At 38.0% G+C, this 25,400-nt stretch carries 26 protein-coding genes and 3 tRNA genes; 4 read left to right on the plus strand and 25 right to left on the minus strand.

Features of this window, described 5'->3' with window-relative positions:
* Positions 1-51 precede the first annotated feature (51 nt).
* The 3 genes from hpt to KVT27_RS21390 all read right to left on the minus strand — a co-directional run bounded on the left by hpt (position 52) and on the right by KVT27_RS21390 (position 4,490).
* Positions 52-594, minus strand: a complete 543-nt coding sequence (hpt, locus tag KVT27_RS21380; protein ID WP_008180288.1) for a hypoxanthine phosphoribosyltransferase — start codon at positions 592-594, stop codon at positions 52-54.
* 67 nt (positions 595-661) lie between these two features.
* Positions 662-2,068, minus strand: coding sequence for a tRNA lysidine(34) synthetase TilS (gene tilS, locus KVT27_RS21385; protein ID WP_217581908.1), 1,407 nt, complete (start codon positions 2,066-2,068; stop codon positions 662-664).
* 37 nt (positions 2,069-2,105) lie between these two features.
* On the minus strand, positions 2,106-4,490 hold the full coding sequence (locus tag KVT27_RS21390) for a SpoIIE family protein phosphatase (RefSeq protein WP_036122061.1): 2,385 nt from the start codon (positions 4,488-4,490) through the stop codon (positions 2,106-2,108).
* Positions 4,491-4,939: 449 nt separating this feature from the next.
* On the opposite strand from KVT27_RS21390, the gene KVT27_RS21395 reads away from it, so the two are divergent.
* The 4 genes from KVT27_RS21395 (at position 4,940) to KVT27_RS21410 (ending at position 5,573) form a co-directional block, all read left to right on the plus strand.
* Positions 4,940-5,014: transfer RNA gene (locus tag KVT27_RS21395), tRNA-Gly, on the plus strand.
* A gap of 10 nt (positions 5,015-5,024) precedes the next feature.
* Positions 5,025-5,101: transfer RNA gene (locus KVT27_RS21400), tRNA-Met, on the plus strand.
* A gap of 5 nt (positions 5,102-5,106) precedes the next feature.
* Positions 5,107-5,178, plus strand: a tRNA-Glu gene (locus tag KVT27_RS21405).
* A gap of 143 nt (positions 5,179-5,321) precedes the next feature.
* Positions 5,322-5,573 (plus strand): hypothetical protein, encoded by a 252-nt coding sequence (locus KVT27_RS21410; protein WP_036122059.1) that lies wholly within the window; start codon positions 5,322-5,324, stop codon positions 5,571-5,573.
* Positions 5,574-5,664: 91 nt separating this feature from the next.
* Here the strand turns inward: KVT27_RS21410 and KVT27_RS21415 are convergent, their stop codons facing one another.
* The 22 genes from KVT27_RS21415 to rnmV all read right to left on the minus strand — a co-directional run bounded on the left by KVT27_RS21415 (position 5,665) and on the right by rnmV (position 25,221).
* Positions 5,665-6,102, minus strand: coding sequence for a S1 domain-containing RNA-binding protein (locus tag KVT27_RS21415; protein WP_008180281.1), 438 nt, complete (start codon positions 6,100-6,102; stop codon positions 5,665-5,667).
* Positions 6,103-6,236: 134 nt separating this feature from the next.
* A complete protein-coding gene (locus KVT27_RS21420; protein WP_008180279.1) occupies positions 6,237-6,641 on the minus strand; it encodes an FtsB family cell division protein in 405 nt (134 codons plus the stop codon).
* Positions 6,642-6,658: 17 nt separating this feature from the next.
* Complete coding sequence (yabQ, locus tag KVT27_RS21425) at positions 6,659-7,150, minus strand: spore cortex biosynthesis protein YabQ (RefSeq protein WP_036149780.1); 492 nt, start codon at positions 7,148-7,150, stop codon at positions 6,659-6,661.
* Positions 7,147-7,446: a sporulation protein YabP gene (gene yabP / locus KVT27_RS21430; RefSeq protein ID WP_004229167.1), complete on the minus strand. Its 300-nt coding sequence runs from the start codon at positions 7,444-7,446 to the stop codon at positions 7,147-7,149. The genes yabQ and yabP overlap by 4 nt, the downstream gene beginning before the upstream one ends.
* Positions 7,447-7,585: 139 nt before the next feature.
* Positions 7,586-7,876, minus strand: coding sequence for an RNA-binding S4 domain-containing protein (locus KVT27_RS21435; RefSeq protein WP_008180273.1), 291 nt, complete (start codon positions 7,874-7,876; stop codon positions 7,586-7,588).
* On the minus strand, positions 7,873-9,342 hold the full coding sequence (gene yabN / locus KVT27_RS21440) for a bifunctional methyltransferase/pyrophosphohydrolase YabN (protein WP_036127494.1): 1,470 nt from the start codon (positions 9,340-9,342) through the stop codon (positions 7,873-7,875). Before yabN ends, KVT27_RS21435 begins: the two co-directional genes overlap by 4 nt.
* 8 nt (positions 9,343-9,350) lie before the next feature.
* On the minus strand, positions 9,351-10,973 hold the full coding sequence (locus KVT27_RS21445; RefSeq protein ID WP_217581909.1) for a putative polysaccharide biosynthesis protein: 1,623 nt from the start codon (positions 10,971-10,973) through the stop codon (positions 9,351-9,353).
* 159 nt (positions 10,974-11,132) lie between these two features.
* Positions 11,133-11,669, minus strand: coding sequence for a stage V sporulation protein T (gene spoVT / locus KVT27_RS21450; RefSeq protein WP_012291886.1), 537 nt, complete (start codon positions 11,667-11,669; stop codon positions 11,133-11,135).
* A gap of 248 nt (positions 11,670-11,917) precedes the next feature.
* On the minus strand, positions 11,918-15,427 hold the full coding sequence (mfd, locus tag KVT27_RS21455) for a transcription-repair coupling factor (RefSeq protein ID WP_036122050.1): 3,510 nt from the start codon (positions 15,425-15,427) through the stop codon (positions 11,918-11,920).
* Positions 15,428-15,565: 138 nt separating this feature from the next.
* Positions 15,566-15,793 (minus strand): anti-sigma-F factor Fin, encoded by a 228-nt coding sequence (locus KVT27_RS21460; RefSeq protein WP_008180264.1) that lies wholly within the window; start codon positions 15,791-15,793, stop codon positions 15,566-15,568.
* A 202-nt stretch (positions 15,794-15,995) separates the two neighbouring features.
* A complete protein-coding gene (gene pth, locus KVT27_RS21465; protein ID WP_036122048.1) occupies positions 15,996-16,556 on the minus strand; it encodes an aminoacyl-tRNA hydrolase in 561 nt (186 codons plus the stop codon).
* A 155-nt stretch (positions 16,557-16,711) separates the two neighbouring features.
* On the minus strand, positions 16,712-17,308 hold the full coding sequence (locus tag KVT27_RS21470) for a 50S ribosomal protein L25/general stress protein Ctc (RefSeq protein WP_217581910.1): 597 nt from the start codon (positions 17,306-17,308) through the stop codon (positions 16,712-16,714).
* 259 nt (positions 17,309-17,567) lie between these two features.
* Positions 17,568-18,527 carry a ribose-phosphate diphosphokinase gene (locus tag KVT27_RS21475; protein WP_036122044.1) on the minus strand — a complete coding sequence of 320 codons (960 nt, stop codon included), beginning with the start codon at positions 18,525-18,527 and terminating at the stop codon, positions 17,568-17,570.
* A gap of 24 nt (positions 18,528-18,551) precedes the next feature.
* Positions 18,552-19,922: a bifunctional UDP-N-acetylglucosamine diphosphorylase/glucosamine-1-phosphate N-acetyltransferase GlmU gene (glmU, locus tag KVT27_RS21480; RefSeq protein ID WP_036122041.1), complete on the minus strand. Its 1,371-nt coding sequence runs from the start codon at positions 19,920-19,922 to the stop codon at positions 18,552-18,554.
* Between the two features lie 271 nt (positions 19,923-20,193).
* Positions 20,194-20,496 (minus strand): septation regulator SpoVG, encoded by a 303-nt coding sequence (gene spoVG / locus KVT27_RS21485; protein ID WP_036122039.1) that lies wholly within the window; start codon positions 20,494-20,496, stop codon positions 20,194-20,196.
* Positions 20,497-20,720: 224 nt separating this feature from the next.
* Positions 20,721-21,095, minus strand: a complete 375-nt coding sequence (locus tag KVT27_RS21490) for a RidA family protein (protein WP_008181603.1) — start codon at positions 21,093-21,095, stop codon at positions 20,721-20,723.
* Positions 21,092-21,925, minus strand: coding sequence for a pur operon repressor (gene purR, locus KVT27_RS21495; protein WP_036122037.1), 834 nt, complete (start codon positions 21,923-21,925; stop codon positions 21,092-21,094). Before purR ends, KVT27_RS21490 begins: the two co-directional genes overlap by 4 nt.
* A gap of 56 nt (positions 21,926-21,981) precedes the next feature.
* The gene (gene ispE / locus KVT27_RS21500) at positions 21,982-22,848 is read right to left on the minus strand and encodes a 4-(cytidine 5'-diphospho)-2-C-methyl-D-erythritol kinase (RefSeq protein WP_036122035.1); all 867 of its coding nucleotides are present in this window, start codon (positions 22,846-22,848) and stop codon (positions 21,982-21,984) included.
* Between the two features lie 220 nt (positions 22,849-23,068).
* Complete coding sequence (locus KVT27_RS21505) at positions 23,069-23,248, minus strand: small, acid-soluble spore protein, alpha/beta type (RefSeq protein ID WP_025116349.1); 180 nt, start codon at positions 23,246-23,248, stop codon at positions 23,069-23,071.
* 115 nt (positions 23,249-23,363) lie between these two features.
* Entirely contained in the window at positions 23,364-23,624 is a 261-nt protein-coding gene (veg, locus tag KVT27_RS21510) for a biofilm formation stimulator Veg (RefSeq protein WP_004229199.1), read from the minus strand.
* A 156-nt stretch (positions 23,625-23,780) separates the two neighbouring features.
* Complete coding sequence (gene rsmA / locus KVT27_RS21515) at positions 23,781-24,662, minus strand: 16S rRNA (adenine(1518)-N(6)/adenine(1519)-N(6))-dimethyltransferase RsmA (RefSeq protein WP_036122032.1); 882 nt, start codon at positions 24,660-24,662, stop codon at positions 23,781-23,783.
* Positions 24,655-25,221: a ribonuclease M5 gene (gene rnmV / locus KVT27_RS21520; protein WP_036122031.1), complete on the minus strand. Its 567-nt coding sequence runs from the start codon at positions 25,219-25,221 to the stop codon at positions 24,655-24,657. The genes rsmA and rnmV overlap by 8 nt, the downstream gene beginning before the upstream one ends.
* Between the last annotated feature and the right edge of the window lie 179 nt (positions 25,222-25,400).

A 25,400-nucleotide genomic window follows, 5' to 3' on the forward strand; every position in this document is an offset into this window, starting at 1 on the left:
ACACTTGACTGCGCTGGAGGCCATAACTTTTAAAGCTGGTCGTTTTGTATCTTAAAATGAATAAACTTCAGGTTTCAAGATACCAATATAAGGTAGGTTACGATATTTTTCAGCGTAATCTAAACCATATCCAACTACAAAGCCGTCTGGAACTTTAAAACCAACATAGTCAGCCGATAGGTTCACTTTTCGACCTGATGGTTTATCAAGTAATGTAACAATTTTAATGGATTTGGCTTTTCGATATTTAAATAAATCTACTAAATAGCTTAACGTCAAACCACTATCGATGATGTCCTCGATAATTAATACGTCACGTCCTTCAACGCTCGTATTTAAATCCTTTAAAATCTTTACTTCTCCAGATGACACGGTAGCATTGCCATAGCTAGAAACATCCATAAAATCTAGCTCAATGAAAGAATCGAAGCGTTTCATGAGATCTGTCATAAATGGCATTGCTCCTTTAAGTACACCAACAGCTAACGGGAATGCATCTTTGTATTCCTCAGTTAATTGTGCACCTAGATCTGCAATTCTTTCTTGCAATTGTTCTTCTGTAATCATTACTTTTTCGATGTCATTTTGTAACATATCGATTCCTCCTCGTGATGTATCAACAAATCTTCAACCAATTACGGTGAAATATTTTACAAAGACCTTAGTCTACGATGAGCACTGTATCATCGTTTGGTTGCGGAGTGGTTGAAAAAAACATTCCCATACGCACACCAATTACCGCTACCACCTCATCAGACTGAGAAATCAGTAACGGCCAGCTATTCCGCTCATTTAAAGGAATCTTTTCATCTATAAAAAGGCGAGATAAGCGTTTTGGCTGATCCATTCCTTTTAACAGCATTCTGTCTCCATCCTTGCGTGCTCGAATAGAGAGCGGAAGGTGGAGTTTGCTAGCGTTAAAATAAAAAAGTTGTGCAGTATCCGTCATCAATTCGGACGATAAATCGTGCAACTTGACTACGCATAAGCGTTTACCATTCGTCAATGTTGTCCACCCATTAGCAGCCGAAATAATTATTTTTTCAGAAGAAGGGTAGTCCTCTGTTGAACTATTCTTCTGAATCATTAATTTTCCGTAACAGCGAACTGCAAGGAAATCTTCAGGCAAGTGAATTTCAGCATACCCTGCTGTCGTATCACAAAGCTTTAAAATTGAAGTCAATAAAGCATAACTTTGTATCGTATTTGAATCTTTGTAAAGATAGTTTAATAGTATTAAAATGAGCCTCCTTTGTAAAGCAAGTGGTACCAATTGAAAAGCCTCAATTTCCATGCTATATGTATTTTCATTACTTCTTTTAATGGTTTTGGAAAATACACCTTCGGCTAATGTCATTAAAAAGGTATTGTCTTCTTGCAATTGCGATGTAAAATGGGTCACCTGTTCGGTCACTCTCGGATTTTCAGCCTCCAGTAAAGGCACGACATGATGTCTGAAGCGATTTCGGACATAAGTATCTTTGAAGTTACTGACATCCTCTCGATAATTTAAACCTTTTCTAAGTAAATATTCCCCTATTTCAGTCTTTGTAACCGTTAAAAACGGACGAATTAATGTTTTTCCTTCAAAAAGTCGCTGAGGGCGTATGCCTTGCATGCTATTCATCGTCGCATTTTTTGTCAGGGCCATTAATACTGACTCCAGTTGGTCATCCGCATGATGTGCAGTTACAAGCTTATTCGCATTCGTTTTGTACAAAATCTCTTTAAAATATCGATACCTTTCTCTACGACATATCAGCTGAGTATTTCCATTCTCCTGTGCCAGTATTGTTGGTATGGAGATCGCTGTGGCATGTAAATAAACGTCATTTTCATCACAATATTTTTCTACAAATGCCCTATCCTCAGCAGAAGCCTCTCCCCTAAGCATATGGTCGACATGTACTGCTTCCACCCGAATGTTCCAGTGCTTTTGTGTTTCAACAAAATAATGGAGTAAAGCCATAGAATCTACTCCACCCGAAACGGCGATGAGAAGATGGTCGTCTTGCTGTAATAATTGCTCTTTTTCAATAAATGTCTTAACCTTTAATTCAAATGACAAACGCTTCTCCTCCCCTTTTCGATCATACAAAAAATGATTAGCTCACAGAATATTGAGCTGGTCTAAATACAGCCCATGTCGGAACAACATGTGTCACCTCTAACATGAGTACAGTACAATCATCTTCTATTTCAAAGTAATCTTGGAATGACTGCATAATCGTTGTTAGCTTTTCTTGAATAGTATTATTTGTACTGGCTACCTGCTGTGCATAAGCTAAAAATGTCTCCTCTTGCTCATCCCAATCGGCAACACTAGAAAACAGTCCATCTGAATGCATTAAAATGACATCCCCTGCTTTCAGCTTTCTTTTTTCAGCCTCAACCGCAGAAATCGATAGAAAACCTACAGGTGCTGCATTACTCTCAACCTTTATGACTTCCTTCCCACGCAAAATATAGGTCGACATTCCCCCAGCCTTCCATGACCATAAATCACCATGCTGTAAATCCACTAGTGCAAAATCCAGGGTTGCATACATATCATCCTGTTGTTTTAATGACATGACATAATGCAATGTATGCATTGCCGTTTCAGGATTCATATTGTAATTGAGGCACTCTCGCATTAAATGTATTAATTTTCTACTTTCATGTTGTGCTTCTTTACTTTGCCCCATACCATCCGATAATAAAATGGCAAAAAGACCTGGATGCAATTGGAAAAGTGCATGTGAATCCCCAGAATACAAAGTTGCATCTTTAGACATGCTATATATATCATACTCTACTTCAAAGCTAATAGCTGATCTAAAGCATATTTGTATATGACGAAACGGCATTTCACAAGCCACTACTTTTTCAATTTCAAATGGCTCATTAAAAATTTCATAAAGAATCGGCAAAATCATCCGTTCAGCTAATGTTGTATCTTTCTCCCAATCAACACGGGCTGGCGCCAAAGCACAAACTATCTTTCTAGCCCCTGGCTTATTGTTAAGGACATCTAGCTGAAAGCATTCAATATGAGCATCCTTTAAACGCTCAATGATATCCTTTTCAACACTTACAAAAGAAATCGTATCCTCCTTCATCTCAGCAATTAATTGGTTTAAATGATTACTCATATCACGGAGCTGTAGTGCAATCATTTTTTTACCATGAAAGTACTGCCCGTTAATACGTTCCCTGTATAATTCCGTATCCAACTCTTCAAAAATCTTTGTCGATTTCACGCATTTATAGCGGATTTGTTCTTCTACACGATGAATAGCTGATTCTTTACCTACTCCCTTCATATGAAACCAATCTGTCATCAGCTTGTCCATCCCATTATTTTGAGCTCCCCAGCAATGATCATGACGGAAACAGCTTAAACATGTATTCATCGGGGATACTTCCTTCGCTTCTTCAACTGGCGCGGTCATAAAACGATCAAATACCAGCTCCTTCATAAATTGCACGAAATGCTGAAAATGTTCTAATTTGTATGTGACGTGTTCAGTTAACCAATTTTGTCTTGCGAGTAAAATTTCCTCCCGTTGTGGGAAGAGCTTGTCCCTCACCTTATCTGAATATTTTCTAGGGATCGTTAGGAAAAGAACGCTTCCAATGGCAATGGAAGTGAAATACACACTATCTAATGGCAATGTTGCATCATAAAATAAAAAAAATACACTAGGTAAGATACTTCCGATTGCAACCCCGAATCTACCACCTTTAGCCCCCATACCTGCACAAAGTCCTGTTAAGGTGGCAACAGATAGCATACCGGTAAAGGAAAGCTTAGCAACACCAATGAGCGTTCCTAACACCGCTCCGATTACTGTTGCTAACGGTACACTTCCAACTAATGCACCAAAACAAATAAAAAGCTGCAATAAAAATATAGGGAGCGAAAAATAGCTAAACACAACTGCTTGCATCCCCGTAAGCATGGCAGCAAACACGACTAACCCTGACCCAAGCTTCTCGTAAGTCCAATGACTCGTAAACCATTCATATGAATTGACGAAAAGCACTTGCATAAAGAGGGTCATAATTAGAGCTAGTGCCGCTTCACAGCCTACATAAAATTGTACAAGCACTGGTGGTAAGCCTTGATACATCGCCCCTTGCCACATAATTTGCACCAATAAAACAGCTAAAGAGACGGCAATACTTTGAGGAAGTCTCCAGTAACGGAAACGCATAATACATTCATACATGATGATTTGTAATGCTAAAATAACAACTTGTCCAAAGCCCAGGAAAAAACAGCCGACCAAACTTCCAAATAAAACGAATTTGGCGTACTCCCTATACTTTGTTCGAATAATTGCCCAAAAAGGAACTGAGAACGGTACTGCTGCTTCAAATACAACGGATTGAGCCAAAAAAAAGGATGTTAAAAAAAATAGGGTACCTATGAAGACTTGCTTCTTTTTTATCCCTAATTTTCGGTCGTCTACATTCGCTGTATTATACCATTCGATACTTGTCATTTATTTATCCCCTTTCCCGCACTTTTGGCTATTATAAAGAATTATGCATGGAAAGATTGTCTGACGTTGGCATTAAAAAATATAAACATTTCGACGAATACGTATACATAAATACGTGAATTGGCAATAATTTCTTTTGTAATTGTCGGTCATTGTGGTCCTATATGAAGCTATCTGTTCCAGACAATATATCAGGTATCATCTCACCATTAACAGGGAATCTTTATAAATAGGCGTTCTATCAACTATTCCCCACTCTTTTCAATGATTACGGCAAGACAATTCTACTTAAGAACAAAAAATCCGCTAAAATATCTTTATATAGCTGACTCTGTCTCATCTTGTTTAAAGAATTTTATTGTAAAATATATTTTTTGATATTTTTTTATTAATCTTCTTGACACTAAGACCAATGGCTTGTATTATTTAACTTGTTGCTTAAACGACATGCGGAAGTAGTTCAGTGGTAGAACACCACCTTGCCAAGGTGGGGGTCGCGAGTTCGAACCTCGTCTTCCGCTCCATAAAAAAATTGGCGGCCTAGCTCAGCTGGCTAGAGCGTACGGTTCATACCCGTAAGGTCGGGGGTTCGATCCCCTCGGCCGCCACCATAGTAGGCCCCTTGGTCAAGTGGTTAAGACACCGCCCTTTCACGGCGGTAACACGGGTTCGAATCCCGTAGGGGTCATCTCAAATAGGCGTCTCAGAATGATATTCTGAGGCGCCTATTTTTTATTCTGCAATATGATATGTATAAGGTTCGACTATGTGACTACATATAAAATATGGCATACTACATATAAGATTGTATTTTTAGGAGGTTTATTTTCCTTGAGCGCATTAACTAAAGCTGCTTTAATTTGTGGAAGTGGCTCAATGATTATTCTTGTTTCAATACTTATTAATTTACCATTTGTTGTTCAAATAATGTTGCTACTTTCCGGGCTTGCTGTAAGCGTATATGGCGTCTTTTTACTTGTTAAAATGGTTATTCGACCAGCAGAAAAAGCATCCATTGCTCCTACTGATGAAAAAGTAGTCACACCTATCAAAAAGAAAAAGGGACCTTCCTCAACTTTATAGGTCAGTCCACAAAAAAAGGGATTAGCTTTTTATTAAAGCTAATCCCAGCTCTATATCATACACTTTTTCTACGATTAAAACAGTCAGCAAACTACCCTCTTCTAGCTCCGCGACCTCCGCGTTTTGACTCTGTAGCACGTTTAAGTGTTGCTAGACGTTCATCACTATCTTTTAAGAAGCGTGCCATTTTTTGCTCAAAATTTTCTTTTGGCTGGTGGCGGTCGTTACGATCGTTAGAGCGATTATCGCGACGTGGACGCGCTGGACGCTCTGGACGCTCTGGTCTCTCAGCTTGAGGCTTTGCTTTACGGATTGAAAGACCGATCTTTCCGTCCGCTTCAACATTCATCACTTTTACTTCAACTTCATCTCCAACTTTTAGATGCTCATTGATATCTTTTACATAATTGTCAGCAACTTCACTAATGTGAACTAAGCCTGTTTTGCCATCTGGCAGCTCAACGAATGCTCCAAAATTTGTGATTCCTGTTACTTTACCTTGTACCTTGCTGCCTACTTCAATTGACATAAAAAAAATGCTCCTCCTTAAAAATTAAGCGACTCTTTTGAGCCATGTAATCATTTTAATTAAACTTTTTACTGCAATAAGCTTCTCTTTTCATTATATATAACTAAAAAAGAGTGTCAACAATACATAGCTTTTCAGTCGTCTTTTTTATCTTCCTTATCTGGAATTATAAAAATAACCTCACCTTTTTCAGACAAGTAATACTCTTTTCTTAATAGTTTTGCGATATATTCATCATCCTGTAATTGTTTGATTTTAAGATTTAAAGAATCCTGTTCCTCTTTCAATTCAGAGAGATGCTGTTTCGCTTCTTCCTTTGATTTCTCTTTGATTGCTAATGTTTCCTGTTGGTTGGATAGCACATTTAAGAGAAGGGCGATAATAATGACTGGTACAATCGCAAAAAAGACAATACGGCGTAATTTACGTTTCCGTGCCTGTTGCTTGCGATTTATAGCTTTATCCGTGTTACGGACATAGTCATTATCAAGCTTTGTAAAGTTCTGTTGTTCATCATTTGATGAATGACGTCTAGTCATGCCCGCACCTCCGAAAATTATTGTTGCTTTTTATTATACTTCAAATATCGTAACTTTTTTAAAAAAGTGTAGGACAAATACGAATAAATTTTGACAAAAGGTCTTATAACAAACATTACTATATTTAATAAAAACTGCAAAATATGTCGAATAACCGAGACGATGAAGCGCACAATGAACCAAAAGGGTCTCCATGTAATATTCACCAAAACTCTAGCTATGAAACGTAAAATAGTTTGAAAAAATGATTGATACAAAAAAATTCCGGCTATTTGCGCAAGCGGGTCGTATGCCCGCCATGCGCCGTCTTTTAGCCAAAATAATAAATAATATGTCAGCCCTCCAAGTAGAATCCATGTTAGTAGCTCAAAAATCATCATCCACTTTCGAAGGCTTGACCTTTTTGGAGTTGAAAAAACAATAAGCCTTACACTATCAATAATGAAACCAACTGCAATACCGCTCAAAACCATGACAATTAATTGAAAGAATTGTTCACTAACAATCATCCAAATAACTTATGAAGGAAACCCTTCGAGAAGCCACTTTCCTCCTCGTCGTACTGTAATGTTTTTACAGTTCCTTCAAGTGTCAATAATCCTTTGTCAACATCTAAATGAACGATATGCAGTTCCTCTCCACGGATTAACAAATGCCCTTGGGACGTCTTAATGAAAAACTCTTCCTGATCAAAGCGTTCAATTGATTTTACAGAAGTCATGTCCATTCTTTTACGATTACGAATCGTTAAAATATGCTCTCCAGATGGAATTGTGTAACGATTACTTTCTTGATGTAGCGTCATTTTTTTCCTCCTTTAGTCGTCCTAGCTTCTGTTCACTTTATGCGGACAACCATCAAAGCATGACAACTTTATTTAAGTTGTCTATTACTTTCATCCATAAATGGAAGCAGGAACAACATTAGGAGGTTAAAAAAGAAATTTATTCTTCATCATCTATAAATTCAGGCTCAATTTTTTCTAGTCTCTCTTCTTTCAAAATGGTAAACATTTTGGCTGCATCTTCTTTTTTCACTGTCTCACGTATTTCTTCTACACGTGCTGTTACTATTTTTTGACCAAATCGGATGGCCAGTTCATCTCCAGCTTTTACTGAGCTGCTTGCTTTCGCTACCTTCTCATTGATAGTGATACGCCCCTGATCTGCCACCTCTTTAGCTAAAGTACGACGTTTGATTAAACGTGAAACTTTTAAAAATTTATCTAATCTCATAGTTCTTTCTCCCTTTCTAGTTGCTTCGCTTCATTCCAGAACCTATCTAATTGATCTAAAGTAAAGTCAGCAAATGATTTTCCACTTGCCTTTACTTGAGCTTCCACATAGCCAAATCGTCTAGCAAACTTTTCGTTCGCATGCAGGATTGCCTCTTCTGGAGATAATTTATAGAAACGTGCTAAGTTCACTAATGTAAATAATACGTCTCCTAATTCATCAAGTCTGGATATACTAGAGCCATTCGTCACTTCATGGCGAAATTCCTGCCACTCCTCCGCAAACTTATCCCATGCACCTTCTACATCCGGCCAGTCAAAGCCTACTTTGGCAGCTCTATTTTGATAATTAAAGGCTGTCTGTAGCGCCGAGGACGCCCTATACTCCCCTTCTAATAGTGGTTTATCAGTCATACCCTTTTCTTCAGCCTTTATAGCCTCCCAATTGGCTACAACACCATCAGCATCTTCCACTGCAACATCTCCAAAGACATGTGGATGGCGACGAATCATTTTCTCACTAACAGAAGCTAAAACATCTTCAAGCGTAAAGTACCCTTGATCTTCTCCTATTTGTGCATGTAAGAACACTTGTAAAAGCACATCTCCAAGTTCTTCAATCATTGCAAAATCATCTTCAGCATCTACAGCAGCTAAATATTCATGAGCTTCTTCGAGTAAATACTTTTTCAAGGACTCATGAGTTTGCTTTTGATCCCATGGACAGCCATTTGGACCTCTTAATGTTGCAATTATGGTACGGAATGTTGTCCAATCTCTTAAGGCCTCTTCCTGTGAATTTACAGGTGGCACATAGACGGTTGTTAAATTATTAACCTCCACACTTTGATCGAGTTCATAGAGTGGCACAGTAACAATTTTTTCCTGTGAAGATCCCGCAGCCGTAACTACGGTCACTGGGTACTCGTCCTCATATTTTTCCATCAATGTTAGCTTCACTTCTGAAGCACTAAATGTATCGTACACTTGGGCAATTAAGATATGCTGACGCATGTTGATGTCATGCATGGAAAAGCTAGTGCCATCCAGCAATTGAAAACCTTCAATCGGATCAATTTTCAATGCACCAAAAATCGGATCCAAGAAACTTTGTCCACCTTCTATGACAAGATTGAAAGTACCCTCAGCCGCTGCTTTTATAAGCAATTGCACTGTTTGTTCTGCAACCAATGGATGACCTGGTACCGCATACATACTATCCTCTATAGCTGTAGCTGCTATAAGTGATTCTGCAATTTCTGCATATACTGGCTGAAATGCGTCGTGTTTTTCATAAACTTTGTCAAAGCTTTCGAACGTTATACCTTCTGCCGCTAATTCCTCTAGTACTGGATGATCGACTGTACGAACAAATAATTTTTTAGCAGCTTTCAATTTTTTATAAACGCCCATTTGCAGCTGATTAAAATCCCCTGCACCTAGACCAATAATAGTTAAAGTATTCACATTTCCACCTACTTCTTTGAATTTAGCCATAGTTGGTAAACGGCCATTCTACGTCCGAACGGTAATAAATACCACTCTTTTTCTACTAACACTCGTTTCTTCGCAATCATTGTAAGCATAACAAACGCTCCCAAGCCTACTGCAGTAAATCCTGCGATCACCGCTACTGAACGTGATGACAATAAATGGCCTAAAAAAGCAGATACCATCTGTAGCCATACCAATACAACCACTGCCATACTTATTGATGCGAGCCCCACTTTTTTATAAAATTCGGTGGGTGCTAATTGAATACCAGTCATTGTTTTTAAATAAACAATAAGCAAGAACGCTGTTAATAGTAATCCTATATCATTTGCAATAGCTGCTCCTAATACACCAAGCCAGCCTATCAAACGAACATTTAATATTATTTTTAATACAAACCCTATCATTAAGAATAATGCTGGCTTCTTTAATTTTCCATAGCCCTGTAAAATGGCTGTAAATGTAAGAATAATCGACAAAGGCACGATTTGGAATACATATACAATTAATACTTCGGATAATGTATTGGTTTTAAAAAGCATTTCATTTAAATAGGGCATAACAAGCATTAATCCGAGTGAAGCAGCCCAACCAAACAAAATAGACGCTTTATATGTTAATTGGATAAATGGAATGGCACTTCGCCCTTCTTGTTTTTTCGATAGATGAGCAACAAGTGGAACAATTGCAAGGGATAGCGAGGATGCGATAACAACGCCTAGTTGTACGAGCGGCTGTCCACGATCATAAATCCCCTTGGTTTCTTTAGCAACTGTAGAGTCCATACCGTGATCGATTAATAACGAATAGATCGTAAAGGAATCAACTAATTGATAGCCTAGTAACAAAAGGCCACTCATACTTACACTTAAGCTAAGCCATGTAACCTCTTTAATAATCGGTAAGCTTTTAGCCTTGTGTAGACGTAGATGCACACGGAATAGCCCAAAGCGTTTAGAAAAAATATAGGCAAGTAATAATAATGCAGTTATTTCCCCTATGACTGTACCTATAACGGCCATTTTCCCCGCAGCATATAGGGATTTTGTGGTAGTCATAATGACAAAGGTTCCTGTTAAAATAACGGTTACCCTTATCGCCTGTTCAACGACTTGAGCATAGGCAATAGGCTCCATAATCCCTCTAGATTGAAAACCGCCCTTCAAAATAGCAAGTGCTGGCATTACCAATACTACAAGGGAGCCCGTGCGTATCAAAGGTGCCAGTTGAATATCACCCATCAACTGGGCTATTTTTTCAGCCCCTCCAAATAGGACAGCAAAAAACAATAATGAGAGCACCGTCAAATAACGGAAAACGACACGCATGATCATGCTTCTTTTTTCATTACGTTCTATTGTATCAACTATGCAATCATTATCTGCAAGCATTTTTGAAATGGCTACAGCAAAGCCACTAGATGTCCAAACAACGAAAATTGAAATGACTGGATATACCTGTTGATAAATATAAAAACCTTCATCACCAACTAGATTTTGAAAAGGTACACGGTAAAAGGCACTAAGTACTTTTACGATAAGGGCAGCGATTGTTAATAAGGCCGCTCCCTTCATGTAGCTTTTCATACCAAAACGTTGCGACATAAATTGCCCTCTTTCCTTCTTAACAATGCCAATAGTATAGCATATCTAAAAAGTTTGACGCGCCAGGCGACAATACTGTTCCTAATTTGGCCCATATTTATGTACGCAAAAAAAGTTATTACACGGCCTAAAAGGTCATCGCAATAACTTTTACATGCATCAGCTATTCATTTGTTTCGCTAAGAAGTTTGCAGCCGTTTCCACTACTTTCACTTCTACCTCACCAACAAAATGCACTTTAGACAATACTATAATACAGCCAATTGGGTCACCATTCACCATAATAGGTGTTGCACAGTACGATTTTACTTGCTCATATTGTCCAGGAACAATTTCAATGGATGTCTCCATTTTTTCAATCTTTGTAGAGCGTTCTTCCATGAAGCCTTCTGCAAAGGACGTAATACGACGATTGATATATTCTTTTTTACCAATCCCTGCTACGGCAATTACTTCATCACGGTCTGTAACAAATGCTGGTGTTCCTAATGTTTCATATAATGTTTCAACATATTCTCTTGCAAATTCTCCTAAATCGTTAATTGGAGAATATTTTTTTAATATGACTTCACCTTCACGGTCCGTATAAATTTCAAGCGGGTCGCCTTCACGAATACGTAGCGTCCTACGAATTTCTTTTGGAATAACTACACGCCCTAAATCATCAATACGACGAACAATTCCTGTTGCCTTCATTCTAATGCCTCGCTTTCGCTACAATAAAATTTTTTATTCAACTATAGTATGGTTTTTATTTAAGCAATCTATGCAAAAACTGAAGAAAAAGGATTTCACAACCATCAATTTTTTTCAAAAAACTTGCATTACATCAATCAACTCATTATTAGAGTACCCAAGGAATACGTTTCTATAATTAATTGATTAAAATTGTAGCGAAAAAAGGCAGTCTTATCTTTACTTCAAAAGATAGGACTGCCTTTTTATTATAGCTTCTTTGCTTGATCAATAATTTGCATCAGTTCTTCCAAAATGTCAAAGGGTTGATGTTTTCCGCACTTCCGCTCATCAATGGTTAGTTTTAATTGCATGCCATCCATACCAAAACCAACAGCACGTTCAAATTTCATGGACTCTTCAATAATTTTACTACCATCAACATTTGCTGTTCCCTGTTCGGATAGCAAGATTGTAATAAGTTTCTGCTTATCCTTTACAGAGACTACTCCCGCACCTAATCCCCATACTTTCATTCGTGCTACACGAAGTAGACGCTCTGTTTCAATTGGAAGATCACCAAATCGATCTTCTAATTCCTCCATGATTTCACCATACTCTTCCACCTGATCCATCGCTTTAATGCGTTTATACATTTGAATTTTTTGGTATCCATCAGGGATATAGGCATCGGGAATATACGCATCGACACTTAATAAAATTTCAATCTCAGGTTTTTCTTCTTTTTTCACACCTGTTTGACGCTCTTCAATTGCCTCTTGGAGCATCTGTGAATACAAATCAAAACCAACCGAATCAATAAAGCCGTGTTGTTGCGCTCCAAGTAAATTCCCGGCGCCTCGAATAGATAAATCTCTCATAGCAATTTTAAAGCCTGAACCCAGCTCCGTAAATTCCTTAATAGCCTGCAATCTTTGCTCAGCAACATCTGTCAATACTTTATCACGCTGGTACATAAAATAAGCATAGGCTACCCGATTAGAGCGCCCAACGCGTCCACGCAATTGATAGAGCTGAGCTAAGCCCATTCGATCAGCATCGTGGACAATTAAAGTATTAACATTGGGAATATCTACACCGGTCTCAATAATAGTCGTTGTCACAAGTACATCATAGTCTCCTTCTAAAAAGGATAATATGACTGATTCTAATTCAGACTCTGACATTTTCCCATGTGCATGACCTATTCGTGCCTCTGGAACGAGCACTTGAATTTCCTCAACTTTTCTAGCCATATCTTCTACTCGGTTATATAAGTAAAACACTTGTCCGCCACGTGCCATCTCTCTTTCGATTGCCTCTCGAACTAGTGCCCCACTATGTTCCATCACATATGTTTGAACCGGGAATCGATTGGCTGGTGGTGTTTCTATAACAGATAAATCTCGGACCCCTACCATTGACATATGGAGCGTTCTCGGAATAGGTGTCGCTGTTAACGTTAACACATCGACATTTGTTTTTAGCTGCTTAATTTTTTCTTTATGCGTTACACCGAAACGTTGTTCTTCATCAACAATTAATAAACCAAGGTCTTGGAATAATAAATCCTTCGATAAGATTCTGTGTGTACCGATAACAATATCGACTTGCCCTTCTTTTAACCCTTTTAAAGTAGCTGTTTGCTCTTTCTTTGACCTGAAGCGTGATAGCAACCCTACATTAATAGCAAAGTCCTGAAAGCGTTCACGAATGGTTTCATAATGTTGCTGCGCTAAAATGGTTGTAGGAACAAGGAAGGCAACCTGTTTGCCATCTTGAATAGCTTTAAATGCGGCACGAATGGCCACTTCTGTTTTACCGTAGCCAACGTCACCGCAGACAAGGCGATCCATAGGACGTTCACGTTCCATATCTCTTTTTACTTCAACAATAGAACGCAGCTGATCCTCTGTTTCTTCATAGGCAAACATTGCCTCGAAGTTACGTTGATCATCATTATCAGGTGTAAATGCATGCCCCTTTTCAGCTTCTCGCTTTGCATAAAGTTTAATTAAATCATCTGCAATATCCTGTACAGCTGACGATACCTTAGCTTTAGCCTTTTTCCACTCTGCGCCACCTAATTTATGTAGCTTCGGTTCTCGGTCCTCGGATGCCACATACTTTTGAATTAAGTCTATTTGCTCGACAGGTACATATAATTTATCGTCTGCACGATATCGAATATGCAAGTAATCCTTATGTGTTCCATTTACCTCTAATGTTTCTACACCAATATATTTCCCTATTCCGTGGTGAACATGAACAACATAATCACCAGGTTTAATTTCCGTATAGCTTTTAATGCGTTCAGCATTCGTCATTTTTTGCGTACGTGCTTTTTTCTTAGCCTGCTGCTTAAATAGTTCATCCTCAGTGACAATGGCCAAACGTTGGAGCGGTAATTCGAAACCACTCGACAATACTCCATCGACAATATAAATTCCAGCATCTGTAGGCTCACCTATAGCTGCATGGATATCATACTCTTCTAGCATTTGCTGAACACGTTTCACACGCTCTTTATCTCTAGCTACGATGAGTACTGTAAATTTGCCAAGTAACCAGCGTTCAATCTCACTTTGTAGCAATGCCATTTGTCCGTGAAATTGTTGCATTGGCTTGCAAGAAAAGTTAGTCGTCTTATTAAACGTTATTCCCGAAAATGTACGTGAAAATAATGAAAAGGACAGCTTTTGTTGCGACAACATTGCCACTATTTCCTTTAATGTGAAGGCTGGTTTAACATCATGAACCATTTTCCCTTCTTCAATTAAAGATAAAAACCATTCCTCTTCTTCACGTTCCCAAGCATCCATAACTTCTTGGATACGTCCAAGCTCATCAAATAAAACAATTCCATCTTGCGCAAAATAGTCGCCTAAAAAAGCCGTTTTATCATATAGTAATGACCCATATTTATTAACATAGTCAGGAAGATTTCCTTGTTGTAGCAATTCAATATCATACTGAATATGCTGATAAAGGAGTTCTTTTGTTTCCTGCTTTTTAACTTTCTTTAGACTTGCGGCTAACGCTTTTTCTAAACGACCTGCCAAGTTCTGTCTTTCTGATTTTGTCAGAATAACCTCAGAAGCAGGAAGTATACGAATTTTTTGTAATTTATCAATAGAACGTTGGTCATCTGCCGAAAATGTTCTTATAGAATCTACTTCTGTATCAAATAATTCAATCCGAATAGGTGATTCTAAATACGGTGGATAAATATCAAGTATGCCTCCACGTAAGGCAAATTCGCCAGGTGTAGTCACCATGGAATTTCGGACATAGCCCATTTCAACTAATGTTTGTAGCCATGCATCCACTTCAATTTCATCGCCCACAGTTGTTTGTAAAAAATAGTGTAGCCAATGTTCCTTCGGCTGCATGATCTTCCTCAAACCTGCAACGGGGATCACGTAAACAGCCTTCTCCCCCCTAGCTAAGCAATCAAGCGTTGCGATTCGCTCTGCTCGTAATTCTGGAGAGGCCACAGAAAGGTCTGCAGCAATAAATTCGTCCGCTGGGTAATAGTGAACATTTTCTTCACCTAATAGTCCAGCAAGCTCATCCACCATTCTTTGTGCCTGCAGTAGATTAGGAGACACAATGTATATCGGCTTCTTTACATATTCAAATAACGCATCGACCATAACGGGACGTGCGCTTCCAGTTAAACCTGTAATAAGCTGTGATGCAGTTTGACCGCTTTGAATCTCCTGTAAAAATGATGTAATATGTTTATCTCTCGACACAAGCTGTCGTAAAACTTCCACAGTCAAAAGCTCCTTTCAGCAAAAAATTCTATTTGTCATTACTAGCATTCTAGTGCTAGTTTGTATATATTTATTAGCCATTTTACAAAATGGAAAAAGCCTTGAACACACATGAAGTGTGTCAAAGCATCCTTCCAATTATTGAATCCATTTATTGAGTGCATGATAATCTGGATATTGTCTCAGCGAATCCTCACATTGCTCACAAATACAGTGCACAGTCGTATGACCATGCTGATCTTTCTCAACATAATCATCGGCTTCTCCCAATTCGAAAATATGTAGTTTTCGAATTGTATCATCTGCATCAAATGGTAGTGTCCCTATTTCTACTTCACAATGCCGACATCGATAGCGAACTGACATCTCCAAATCATCCTCCTTTAAGCAACTTTCTACTTAAAGTATAGACATTTATAAATTGGATTATGCACTATCTTCGTGTCTTCAGAATTGTATGAACTTAAAAATGGGAGAATTAATTTTTGCTTATAGGCAAGACTTATCCATATAAGCATGAGTTTAACTTAGACTTCTGTATCCAAAAATTTTAACTAAATTCACGACTTTACTTGTTAAAATGATTCATCACATCAAGAAATGGCTTTGAAAGAGATACTTCTACAGCATTTACAGACTTTTCAATGGCTTCTTTCATATAAACCTGATCTTCCTTTGAAAACTTTGCTAATACATAGTCTGCAACCTTCATGCCAGTTGGTGGTCGACTAATGCCTACTCGGATTCGATTAAATTCCTGCGTACCTAAATGTTGAATTAAGGATTTAATGCCATTATGGCCACCCGCACTTCCTTTTTGGCGCAAGCGTAATTTTCCAGTTTCCAAATCTAGGTCATCGTATATGACAATTAGATCTTCCACATCAATATCAAAATAATCCATTAGGGGACCTACACATTCCCCTGATAAATTCATATATGTTAAAGGCTTAACAAGTAGAACCTTCCCCTCAGGTCGATGAACAGTTGTGTACATACCATTAAATTTTGAATTTGTTAAAGGTGCCCCCCATTTTTCTGCTAACGCATCAATTACATCAAAACCAATATTATGTCTAGTGTGCTCATACGGTTTACCCGGGTTTCCTAAACCAACGATAATTTTCATAAGTACCTCTCTTCTTTCAAATCTAATAGTCATTATTTTACCATACCACATGCCTAGAAAGCATTTTGAACAATTGCTAAATGCCATTTTAACGCTACAAAAAAAGCTAGCAAGAAAGTTTTTAGCTTTCTTACTAGCCTGATAAATAATTTATTTTACACTTGCTCTTCTTCCACACTAGCAGTAACTTCTTCTTGCTCTGCCGAAACAGGAGCAACAATCGTTACTAATAAATAATCATCTTCACTAACAACTTCGACAGGCGTTTGATTTCGAATCTCCGCTACAGTCAGGGATTCCCCTACTTTCAGTGATGAAATATCAACTTCAATGGAATCAGGTAGTTCAGCTGGTTTCACCTTCACTTTTAATTCTAAGTTAGGCTGCATTAAAATGCCGCCCTCACTCACTCCAACTGACTGACCAACTAATTTAATTGGCACATCGGCCTCTAATTCCTCCGCCATATTAATCGCTAAAAAGTCTACATGATTAACTTCATCTTTTAATGAACATTGCTGTACTTCTGATACAACTACATTCACTTTTTTCCCCTCTAAATCTAGTGAAAACACACTGTTTTGCCCATTTTTTTGAATGGATTTCTTAAATTCTTTTGCAGAAATAGAAATTGGGGTTGAATCTAACTTATAGCCGTAAATAACTGCAGGAATGGCTCCCCCTTTTCTAAGTTGGGTTAATGTCGAACGATGCCCAGTTTCGCGCTTTGTAACACTTAATACTGTACTCATATCTCTTTATTCCCCTTCCAAGAAAATTATTTACGCCTTATCAACAATCAGCCACTCAGCATTTTAGTGACTATCTTGTTTAAGGCTATAATAATATTTACCTCTATTTTTTAAAGTAGTGTAAATATTATGAAGACACATTTACTATTATACCCCTTTATTAGGAGATTCACACATAATATACTCTTTCCCTTCATTAAATAAAGAGAAAAAGGACAAATCCATCTAAAAAGATAGATTTGCCCTTTATTCTTTATAATTAATCGAATAGAGTACTTACAGATTTGTTTTCGTACACGCGAGAAATTGCATCAGCCATTAATTTAGCTACAGAAAGCTCTGTAATTTTTGGAGATTTTTTATCTTCCGCAAGCTGAATTGTATTTGTCACCACTAATTCTTTAATAGAAGAGTTTTCGATACGCTCAATTGCTGGGCCAGATAGTACAGGGTGAGAACAGCAAGCATAAACTTCTTTTGCACCGGCTGCACGTAATGCATCTGCACCGATCGTAATTGTACCTGCAGTGTCAATAATATCATCAATCAAGATTGCCACTTTACCATCAACATTACCCACAATGTTCATAACTTCCGCAACATTTGGTTTTGGACGTCGCTTGTCAATAATTGCAATTGGTGCTTTTAAACGTTCCGCCATTTTACGAGCACGTGTTACCCCACCATGGTCTGGTGAAACAACAACGATTTGATCTTCTGGAATACCTTTAGATTTAAAGTAATCTGATAATAATGGTACTGCCATTAAGTGGTCGATTAAGATATCGAAGAAACCTTGAATTTGAGGTGCATGTAAATCTAATACGATTACTCGTGTTGCACCTGCTGTTTCAAGTAGGTTTGCCACTAATTTAGCTGTAATTGGTTCGCGCGCTTTTGCTTTACGATCTTGGCGTGCATAACCATAATAAGGCATTACGACGTTTACTGTACGAGCAGATGCACGTTTAACTGCATCTACCATAATTAAAAGCTCCATTAAATGTTCGTTTACTGGTGCAGAAGTTGACTGCACGATAAACACATCACAACCACGAATACTTTCTTCAATGCTAATTTGAACTTCTCCATCGCTGAAGTGCTTAACAGAAGATTTCCCTAATTCTACACCCATTTCTTGCGCAATTTCTTGAGCTAACGGGTTATTTGAATTTAGAGAAAATATTTTTAATTGTGAGTTTGCATAATGATACGGCATGATGGCCTCCTGTTTAGTTGATAATTATTTTAAATTTAATTTGCTTACATAATTAGGTTTGTTTTCTTGTCTTGCACGAGCAATAGCAAGTGCATCTTCAGGTACTTCTTTTGTAATTGTAGAACCTGCTGCAATAAATGAACCTTTTCCAACTTTCACTGGCGCTACTAAGTTAGTATTACATCCTACAAATACATCATCTTCAATAATTGTTTTGTACTTATTTTTTCCATCATAGTTAACTGTAATGGAACCGCAGCCAACATTGACGTTACTGCCAATTTCAGCGTCACCAATATAGCTTAAATGTGATACTTTTGTGTCATTACCTAGCTTGCTTTTCTTCACTTCTACAAAGTTACCAATTTTCACATGGCTACCGATGTCTGAAAGTGGTCGAATATGAGCAAATGGTCCAACGGCTACATCTTCCGCAATAGCGCTTTCACGCACAACTGAAGAATGCACCGTTGTACGATCTCCAATTTGGCTATCTGCAATTTGAGTATTTGGGCCAATATTGCAATCTTCTCCGATTACAGTGGCTCCTTCTATCATACAACCAGGTTGAATGACAGTATCACTTCCAATAACAGCTTCCGCGCTAATATATGTCGTTTCAGGGTGAATAATTGTCACACCGTTACGCATATGCTTTTCATTAATTCTCGCACGCATTAATGTCTCTGCCTGTGATAAAGCAACACGGTCATTGACACCCAGCGTTTCTTCAAAATCATCTGTCACATATGCTTCTACAATATCACCTTGCTTTTGTAGAATTTCAATAACATCTGGTAAATAGTATTCACCTTGAGCGTTGTCATTTTTCACTAATTTTAATGTTTCAAATAGCAACTTGTTATCAAAGCAATATGTGCCCGTGTTTATTTCTTTTACTAATTGCTGTGCTGCTGAAGCATCCTTTTGTTCAACAATTTGCTCTACTTGCCCATTCTCGCTACGTAAAATACGACCATAGCCAGTTGGATTTTCCGCAATTGCAGTTAAAATTGTTGCTTTAGCATTCTTTGCCTGATGATGCTCAAATAGAGCCTGCATAGTTTCGGGACGAATTAGCGGTGTGTCACCACAAACAACTAAAGTTGTTCCTTCTTCATTCCCTAGAATTCCCTCAGCTTGTTGAACAGCATGTGCTGTCCCTAACTGTTCGGCTTGAAGAACATACTCACTTTTATCTCCAAGCTGATGTTGCACTTTTTCTGCACCATGTCCAACAACCGTTACAATGCGATTCACATCTAACGTTTGAATATGATCCACCACATGTTGTACCATCGGTTTCCCACAAACTGGATGGAGCACTTTATATAATTTGGACTTCATACGTGTACCTTGACCTGCAGCCAAAATGACAGCAAAAATATTGCTCATCTGTAAGTCCTCCAATACGCTCATTTTCTCTTATGACTATATAGCATAATTCATCTATTTTCAAGGCATGTAGAGTTGACAAAAAGATGAATTCCAAAAACCACTGCACCTTCTGCTCGAATGTCATGAAGTATATCCTAAAACTGCTGGTTTTCTCTTTTTATCAAAATAAAAAGAACTCTTCAAAATTGAAGAGTTCCTAAAATTTCTGACTAATAAAATTAACTTTAAATTGCAACTACTTCTTAAATAGTTAGTTATTACCTTTTAACTATACACCAATGCTCTCTAATTCTACTTCTTCGCCCGTTTCCTCTAATTCACTAGAGTTATGATAGGCGTTTAAAATAATCTCTTGAATTTTATTACGAGTATCCGAATTAATTGGATGAGCGATATCCCTAAATTCACCATCTGGTGTTCGTTTACTTGGCATGGCTACGAACAATCCAGTATTTCCATCAATTACACGAATATCGTGAACAACAAACTCATTGTCAAGTGTAATGGAAGCAATCGCACGCATGCGACCATCCGTCTGTACCCGACGTAATCTCACATCAGTAACTTCCATTTTCTCACCACCTCTCTCTTAGATGCCTAAATAAAAATTATCATATTCTTAATTACCGAATATTTTCCTTTTTATAGTCTATCAAATTTTCTAAAAAATTTGAATACTTTAGAGAATAATATTTTTTCTTATTTACGGAATTTTTGACAATTGTTTGTCAACGATAAAAAAAGCCCCCTAAACAGAACGAATGCTCTTCATAGTGGGCTTCAATAATCTATTCTTTATTTAACAATAGCAATAACTTCGATTTCTACTTTTACGTCTTTAGGAAGTCGAGCTACCTCTACAGCCGAACGTGCAGGCTTATGCTCCCCAAAGTGGCTTGCATAGACTTCATTCATTGCGACAAAGTCGTTCATATCCTTCATAAACACTGTAGTCTTTACAACATTTTCTAAAGATGATCCTGCTGCCTCTAATACTGCTTTTACATTGGCGAATACCTGATTTGTTTGTACAGTAATATCGCCTTCCACTAATTCACCTGTAGCTGTTAATGGAATTTGTCCTGAGCTATAAAATATACCGTTCACAATAATCCCTTGTGAATATGGTCCAATTGCTGCTGGTGCATTTGATGTTGCTACTACTTTCATTTGTCATGTCCCCTTTTAGAAAAATAGTTACCTTCACTTAATGCAATTGTTCGATCTTTTTCATTCACTTCATGAAGCTTTACAAGCGAATAGTAATCATCTACTAACGTTTCGTCCGCATGTTCAGCCTCAACAAGCACTGCAATGCCAGCTAATTGACAATCAAATTCTTCTAATAAATTTTTCATGCCATTCATAGTACCGCCAACTTTCATGAAGTCATCGGTAATCAAGACACGTTGTCCACTCTTCATGCTTCTTTTTGATAATACCATTGTCTGAATTCTTCTGGAAGAACCAGACACATAATTAATACTTACTGTAGAACCTTCTGTTACCTTACTATCTCTTCGCACAACAACTACTGGCACATTTAAATGTCTAGCAATAGCATGTGCTATAGATATACCCTTCGTTGCTACTGTCATTATGACATCGATCTGTTGATCTGCAAAGGCAGAAGCAAAAACCTTCCCTACGCGGTTAATTAAATCTGGGTTCCCTAGTAAATCTGTCATAAACAAGTAACCACCAGGCAATAAGCGATCTGAATGCTCAAGCTCTGCCTTTAAATCCTGAATAACTGAACGCACCTCTAGCTCGGACATTTTAGGAATATATTTTACTCCTCCTGCAGCACCCGGCACTGTCATCAATAACCCGATTCCTTTTTCTTCGAAAGTTTCTTTTACAATCGTTAAATCCTCACTAATGGATGACTTCGCAGATTGATATAGTTCTGAAAAATAAGTTAGCGGGATCAGCTGATGTGGATGTTCTAGTAAATAGTACGTCATATCAACTAGTCGTTCACTACGTTTCCATTTCATGCGACCCTCTCCTAAACACGAATATTTATAGGTAAAATTAACACAAATTTGCGTTTCTAAGCAAGCGTATTTCGCTCACCTAATATTCTTACTGCATAAACTTCTTCACAAAACCCACGTAAACCATTATAAATACGACTGACACGAGCTTCACTATCGACTAGCCCAAAAACAGTCGGACCGCTTCCGCTCATTAACGTAGCATCTGCTCCAAAGCGTTTCATTTGTTCCTTTAACATGACGACCTCTGGATGTAGCTTAAATGTTACAGTTTCCAAAACATTTCCTAATGAAGAACATAATAGCTCATAATCCTTCGTTTCAATAGCCTGTATCATTTGCTTCGTATTTGGATGCTCCAATCCTTCAACTTTAAGACCACCGTATACTTCAGCAGTGGATACGCCGATTTTAGGTTTTGCTAATACTACCCAGCAGTTAGGCGGGGCAGGGATTTCCTTTATTATTTCACCGCGTCCTGTGGCAAGTGCTGTGCCACCATAGACACAAAATGATACATCTGAACCGATTTTAGCACCTAGTTCAGCCAATTCATCTATCGATAACCCTAAATTCCAAAGTTCATTAAGGCCCTTAAGTGTAGCAGCTGCATCACTACTACCTCCAGCAAGGCCGGCAGCAATAGGGATTTCTTTTTCAATAGTAATGGATACACCTTGTTTAATGCCATATGTATCTTTAATGAGACGCGCTGCCTGATAAGCAAAATTACGATGATCGTTCGGTACAAAATTATCTGTTGAAATTATTTGGATCACTCCATCTTCTCGAGATTCAAGACTGATACGATCAGCTAAATCGACGGTTGTCATAACCATCTCTACTTCGTGAAAATTATCAGGTCTTTTATAAAGTACATCTAAAGTTAAATTAATTTTTGCAGGCGCCTTTACATAAAGCATTTTTCTTCCTCCCTTATAGCAACACATATAAACAATTCCTTTTTCGCACAAGATTATTCATTTTATTTTACCATACTGAGATTACGAAAATGGAAAAAAAGAACCGTATACCCTGTTTGGAGTAACGGTTCTCTCTCGTCAGCTGTATTTGTTGTGTCAGTAAGGATTTTCCTCCTTACTGAATGAAACTTAATAAGTCGTCTATTTTATTAGAAATAGTCTACTTACGCTCTTGCTCATTACTTGCTCGTTCAGCCATTTCAATGGCACGTTTGACCATATTACCAGCATCTCGAGCTTTTATGCCGCCCCAGCCTTCCTTTTGCACAACATCATAAAATCCAAGTTCTTTTGCGATCTCTTCTTTTAATCGAGGTGACATGATACCCTTTCTAGGCATATAAACTCCTCCTTTAACAACTGACCACATTAGTATGCCCCGGGAAAACGCAAAACACTCATGTAGTTTTTAACATACATGAGTGTTTCAAAAATATAGAAATAAGTACTAGAAACTATTTTGCGACAGCAGCCTTTGCTTCGTCTAAAAATGTAATCTCTACTGCTTCAGTTAAAATATCTGTGTAACTATACGATACGCGCTTACACGTATTGTCTTCTTGGTCAAGTTCAACTACAAAGATGGCGCGATATGTCTCGCGTAATATCCCTGCACACTCAACCGTTTTCTTGCGACCACCGTTTGCTTTTAATTGCAAACGTTTACCCAAATGACAATCCAACGACTTTTTAATGTCCGCTAAAGTTTTTGGCATTTTCGCTTACACCTCACTAATAACTAGTATAAGCGAATCGCCCAAAAATGTCAACAAAATATAATATTTTATCAGCACCTCATAAATCTTGTCAACTTATTTTTTATAAAAAACGTATATTTTTTTACATCTAAGAAAAAATGTTAACAAAATTTTTTACTTTGCAAATACAGGATATAGCGCATCGGCTAATTTTCCAAACTCTTGAATCGTTAAAGTTTCACCACGACGGGTTGGTTCGATACTAGCAGCAGTTAAAGCCTCTAGAATGAAGTCCTTTTGTGCTTTACCATTCGGCAAACCTGATTGTAAGTTATTATATATCGTTTTTCTACGTTGTACGAAAGAGGCACGCGTCACGACAAAAAGGAAATCCTCATTAATAACCTTTACTGGCGGCTCATCGTGCTTAATAAGGCGAATGACTGCTGAGTCGACGTTAGGCTGTGGCATGAAAACCGTCTTAGGGACTGTCATAGCTATTTCTGCCTTTACATAATACTGGATGGCAATCGACAATGAACCATATTCCTTTGTCCCTGGCTTAGCCGTTATACGATCTGCCACTTCTTTTTGCATCATGACAACGAATCCACGAATTGGCAATCGATCATTCAATAATTTCATTAAAATTGGTGTAGTTACGTAATATGGTAAATTGGCCACAACCATAATATCTTCAATTCCTGGCATTTCCTCTGCAATCACTTTAGCAACATCGGCCTTTAGAATGTCAGAGTGGACAATAGACACGTTATTGTAGGGGCTAAGTGTATCCTCTAACACAGGTAATAGTCGTTGATCAATTTCAAAGGAAACGACCTTTTTAGCACTTCTGGCTAAATGTTCGGTTAATGCCCCAATACCTGGGCCAACTTCAATCGCCCCACTATTTTCTGTTAAGTTGGCATGGCTAACTATATTTCTTAATATATTTGGATCAATTAAAAAGTTCTGTCCTAAGCTTTTTTTAAATGAGAATCCGTATTTTTTTAAAATTTCCTGCGTTCGAATTGGGGTTGCAATATCCTTATGCATCATTTTCCTCCTGATCTAGCTGTGCAACTGCGGCACCAAATTGCTTTTCTGTAATTTGAAACATTTTCAATCTTTTATGGAGCTGCTTACCATTTGTAGCCCCTATATTTAATAATTCACCAAGACGATCACGACGATGCTTTGCCTGCGGATGACCAATTAAACGAGCTGTCATTAAATCCTCTAGTGTTATATCATCTTCGTTTGGTACATCAAGATTAGGGGTATAGACAAGTCGTAGCGCTTCACGAATATCGTCGTCTGCTGCATGCTCAATCCCTAATCCCTTGCCATTCTTCGCAATTGTCTTTGCTTTCGGTAAAAAAGCGTGCTTGACCCCTTGAACGCGCTCCTCAATAATGGCACGTATGCGTCGTCCTGGATAATCAGGATCGGTAAATACAATAACTCCACGCTTCTCCTGCGCATGCTGAATACGTTTCAACGTCTCTTCAGATATAGCAGATCCATTTGTTTCTATAGTATCTGCTTGTACGGCTCGCTTAATTGCTGTCGTATCATCTTTTCCTTCAACCACGATAATTTCTTTAATTTGCAAAAAGGCTCCTCTTTTCTACCTTATCTTCTGACCATTTTACAACTGCATGATACTGTTTGTACAGGAATACAAGACTTATACATACCTATACATATACTATTGCTTAGCCGCTAAAAATAAAAAAAGAAGCTTTCCCGCCAGTCAAAACAGGAAAGCCTTAGTGAAAAACATTTTGATTT

Origin of the sequence: Lysinibacillus sp. GbtcB16 (genome assembly GCF_019091145.1) — a bacterium.
GTDB classification, from domain to species: Bacteria; Bacillota; Bacilli; order Bacillales_A; family Planococcaceae; genus Lysinibacillus; species Lysinibacillus fusiformis.

What these genes read in the sequence shown, in the direction of transcription:
- veg (WP_004229199.1), bottom strand. Translation starts at nt 23,624, where the DNA reads ATGCCAAAAACTTTAGCGGACATTAAAAAGTCGTTGGATTGTCATTTG.
- KVT27_RS21445 (WP_217581909.1), bottom strand. Translation starts at nt 10,973, where the DNA reads ATGTCGCAACGTTTTGGTATGAAAAGCTACATGAAGGGAGCGGCCTTA.
- ispE (WP_036122035.1), bottom strand. Translation starts at nt 22,848, where the DNA reads ATGCTTTATGTAAAGGCGCCTGCAAAAATTAATTTAACTTTAGATGTA.
- yabQ (WP_036149780.1), bottom strand. Translation starts at nt 7,150, where the DNA reads ATGATTGTTAGTGAACAATTCTTTCAATTAATTGTCATGGTTTTGAGC.
- KVT27_RS21435 (WP_008180273.1), bottom strand. Translation starts at nt 7,876, where the DNA reads ATGAGATTAGATAAATTTTTAAAAGTTTCACGTTTAATCAAACGTCGT.
- spoVG (WP_036122039.1), bottom strand. Translation starts at nt 20,496, where the DNA reads ATGGAAGTTACTGATGTGAGATTACGTCGGGTACAGACGGATGGTCGC.
- KVT27_RS21420 (WP_008180279.1), bottom strand. Translation starts at nt 6,641, where the DNA reads ATGACTAGACGTCATTCATCAAATGATGAACAACAGAACTTTACAAAG.
- rsmA (WP_036122032.1), bottom strand. Translation starts at nt 24,662, where the DNA reads ATGCATAAGGATATTGCAACCCCAATTCGAACGCAGGAAATTTTAAAA.
- yabP (WP_004229167.1), bottom strand. Translation starts at nt 7,446, where the DNA reads ATGACGCTACATCAAGAAAGTAATCGTTACACAATTCCATCTGGAGAG.
- spoVT (WP_012291886.1), bottom strand. Translation starts at nt 11,669, where the DNA reads ATGAAGGCAACAGGAATTGTTCGTCGTATTGATGATTTAGGGCGTGTA.
- KVT27_RS21490 (WP_008181603.1), bottom strand. Translation starts at nt 21,095, where the DNA reads ATGAAAGTAGTAGCAACATCAAATGCACCAGCAGCAATTGGACCATAT.
- KVT27_RS21460 (WP_008180264.1), bottom strand. Translation starts at nt 15,793, where the DNA reads ATGTCAGTTCGCTATCGATGTCGGCATTGTGAAGTAGAAATAGGGACA.
- KVT27_RS21415 (WP_008180281.1), bottom strand. Translation starts at nt 6,102, where the DNA reads ATGTCAATTGAAGTAGGCAGCAAGGTACAAGGTAAAGTAACAGGAATC.
- pth (WP_036122048.1), bottom strand. Translation starts at nt 16,556, where the DNA reads ATGAAAATTATCGTTGGTTTAGGAAACCCGGGTAAACCGTATGAGCAC.
- KVT27_RS21505 (WP_025116349.1), bottom strand. Translation starts at nt 23,248, where the DNA reads ATGCCTAGAAAGGGTATCATGTCACCTCGATTAAAAGAAGAGATCGCA.
- KVT27_RS21475 (WP_036122044.1), bottom strand. Translation starts at nt 18,527, where the DNA reads ATGCCGTATCATTATGCAAACTCACAATTAAAAATATTTTCTCTAAAT.
- KVT27_RS21390 (WP_036122061.1), bottom strand. Translation starts at nt 4,490, where the DNA reads ATGACAAGTATCGAATGGTATAATACAGCGAATGTAGACGACCGAAAA.
- purR (WP_036122037.1), bottom strand. Translation starts at nt 21,925, where the DNA reads ATGAAATGGAAACGTAGTGAACGACTAGTTGATATGACGTACTATTTA.
- glmU (WP_036122041.1), bottom strand. Translation starts at nt 19,922, where the DNA reads ATGAGCAATATTTTTGCTGTCATTTTGGCTGCAGGTCAAGGTACACGT.
- hpt (WP_008180288.1), bottom strand. Translation starts at nt 594, where the DNA reads ATGTTACAAAATGACATCGAAAAAGTAATGATTACAGAAGAACAATTG.
- KVT27_RS21470 (WP_217581910.1), bottom strand. Translation starts at nt 17,308, where the DNA reads ATGAGTACAGTATTAAGTGTTACAAAGCGCGAAACTGGGCATCGTTCG.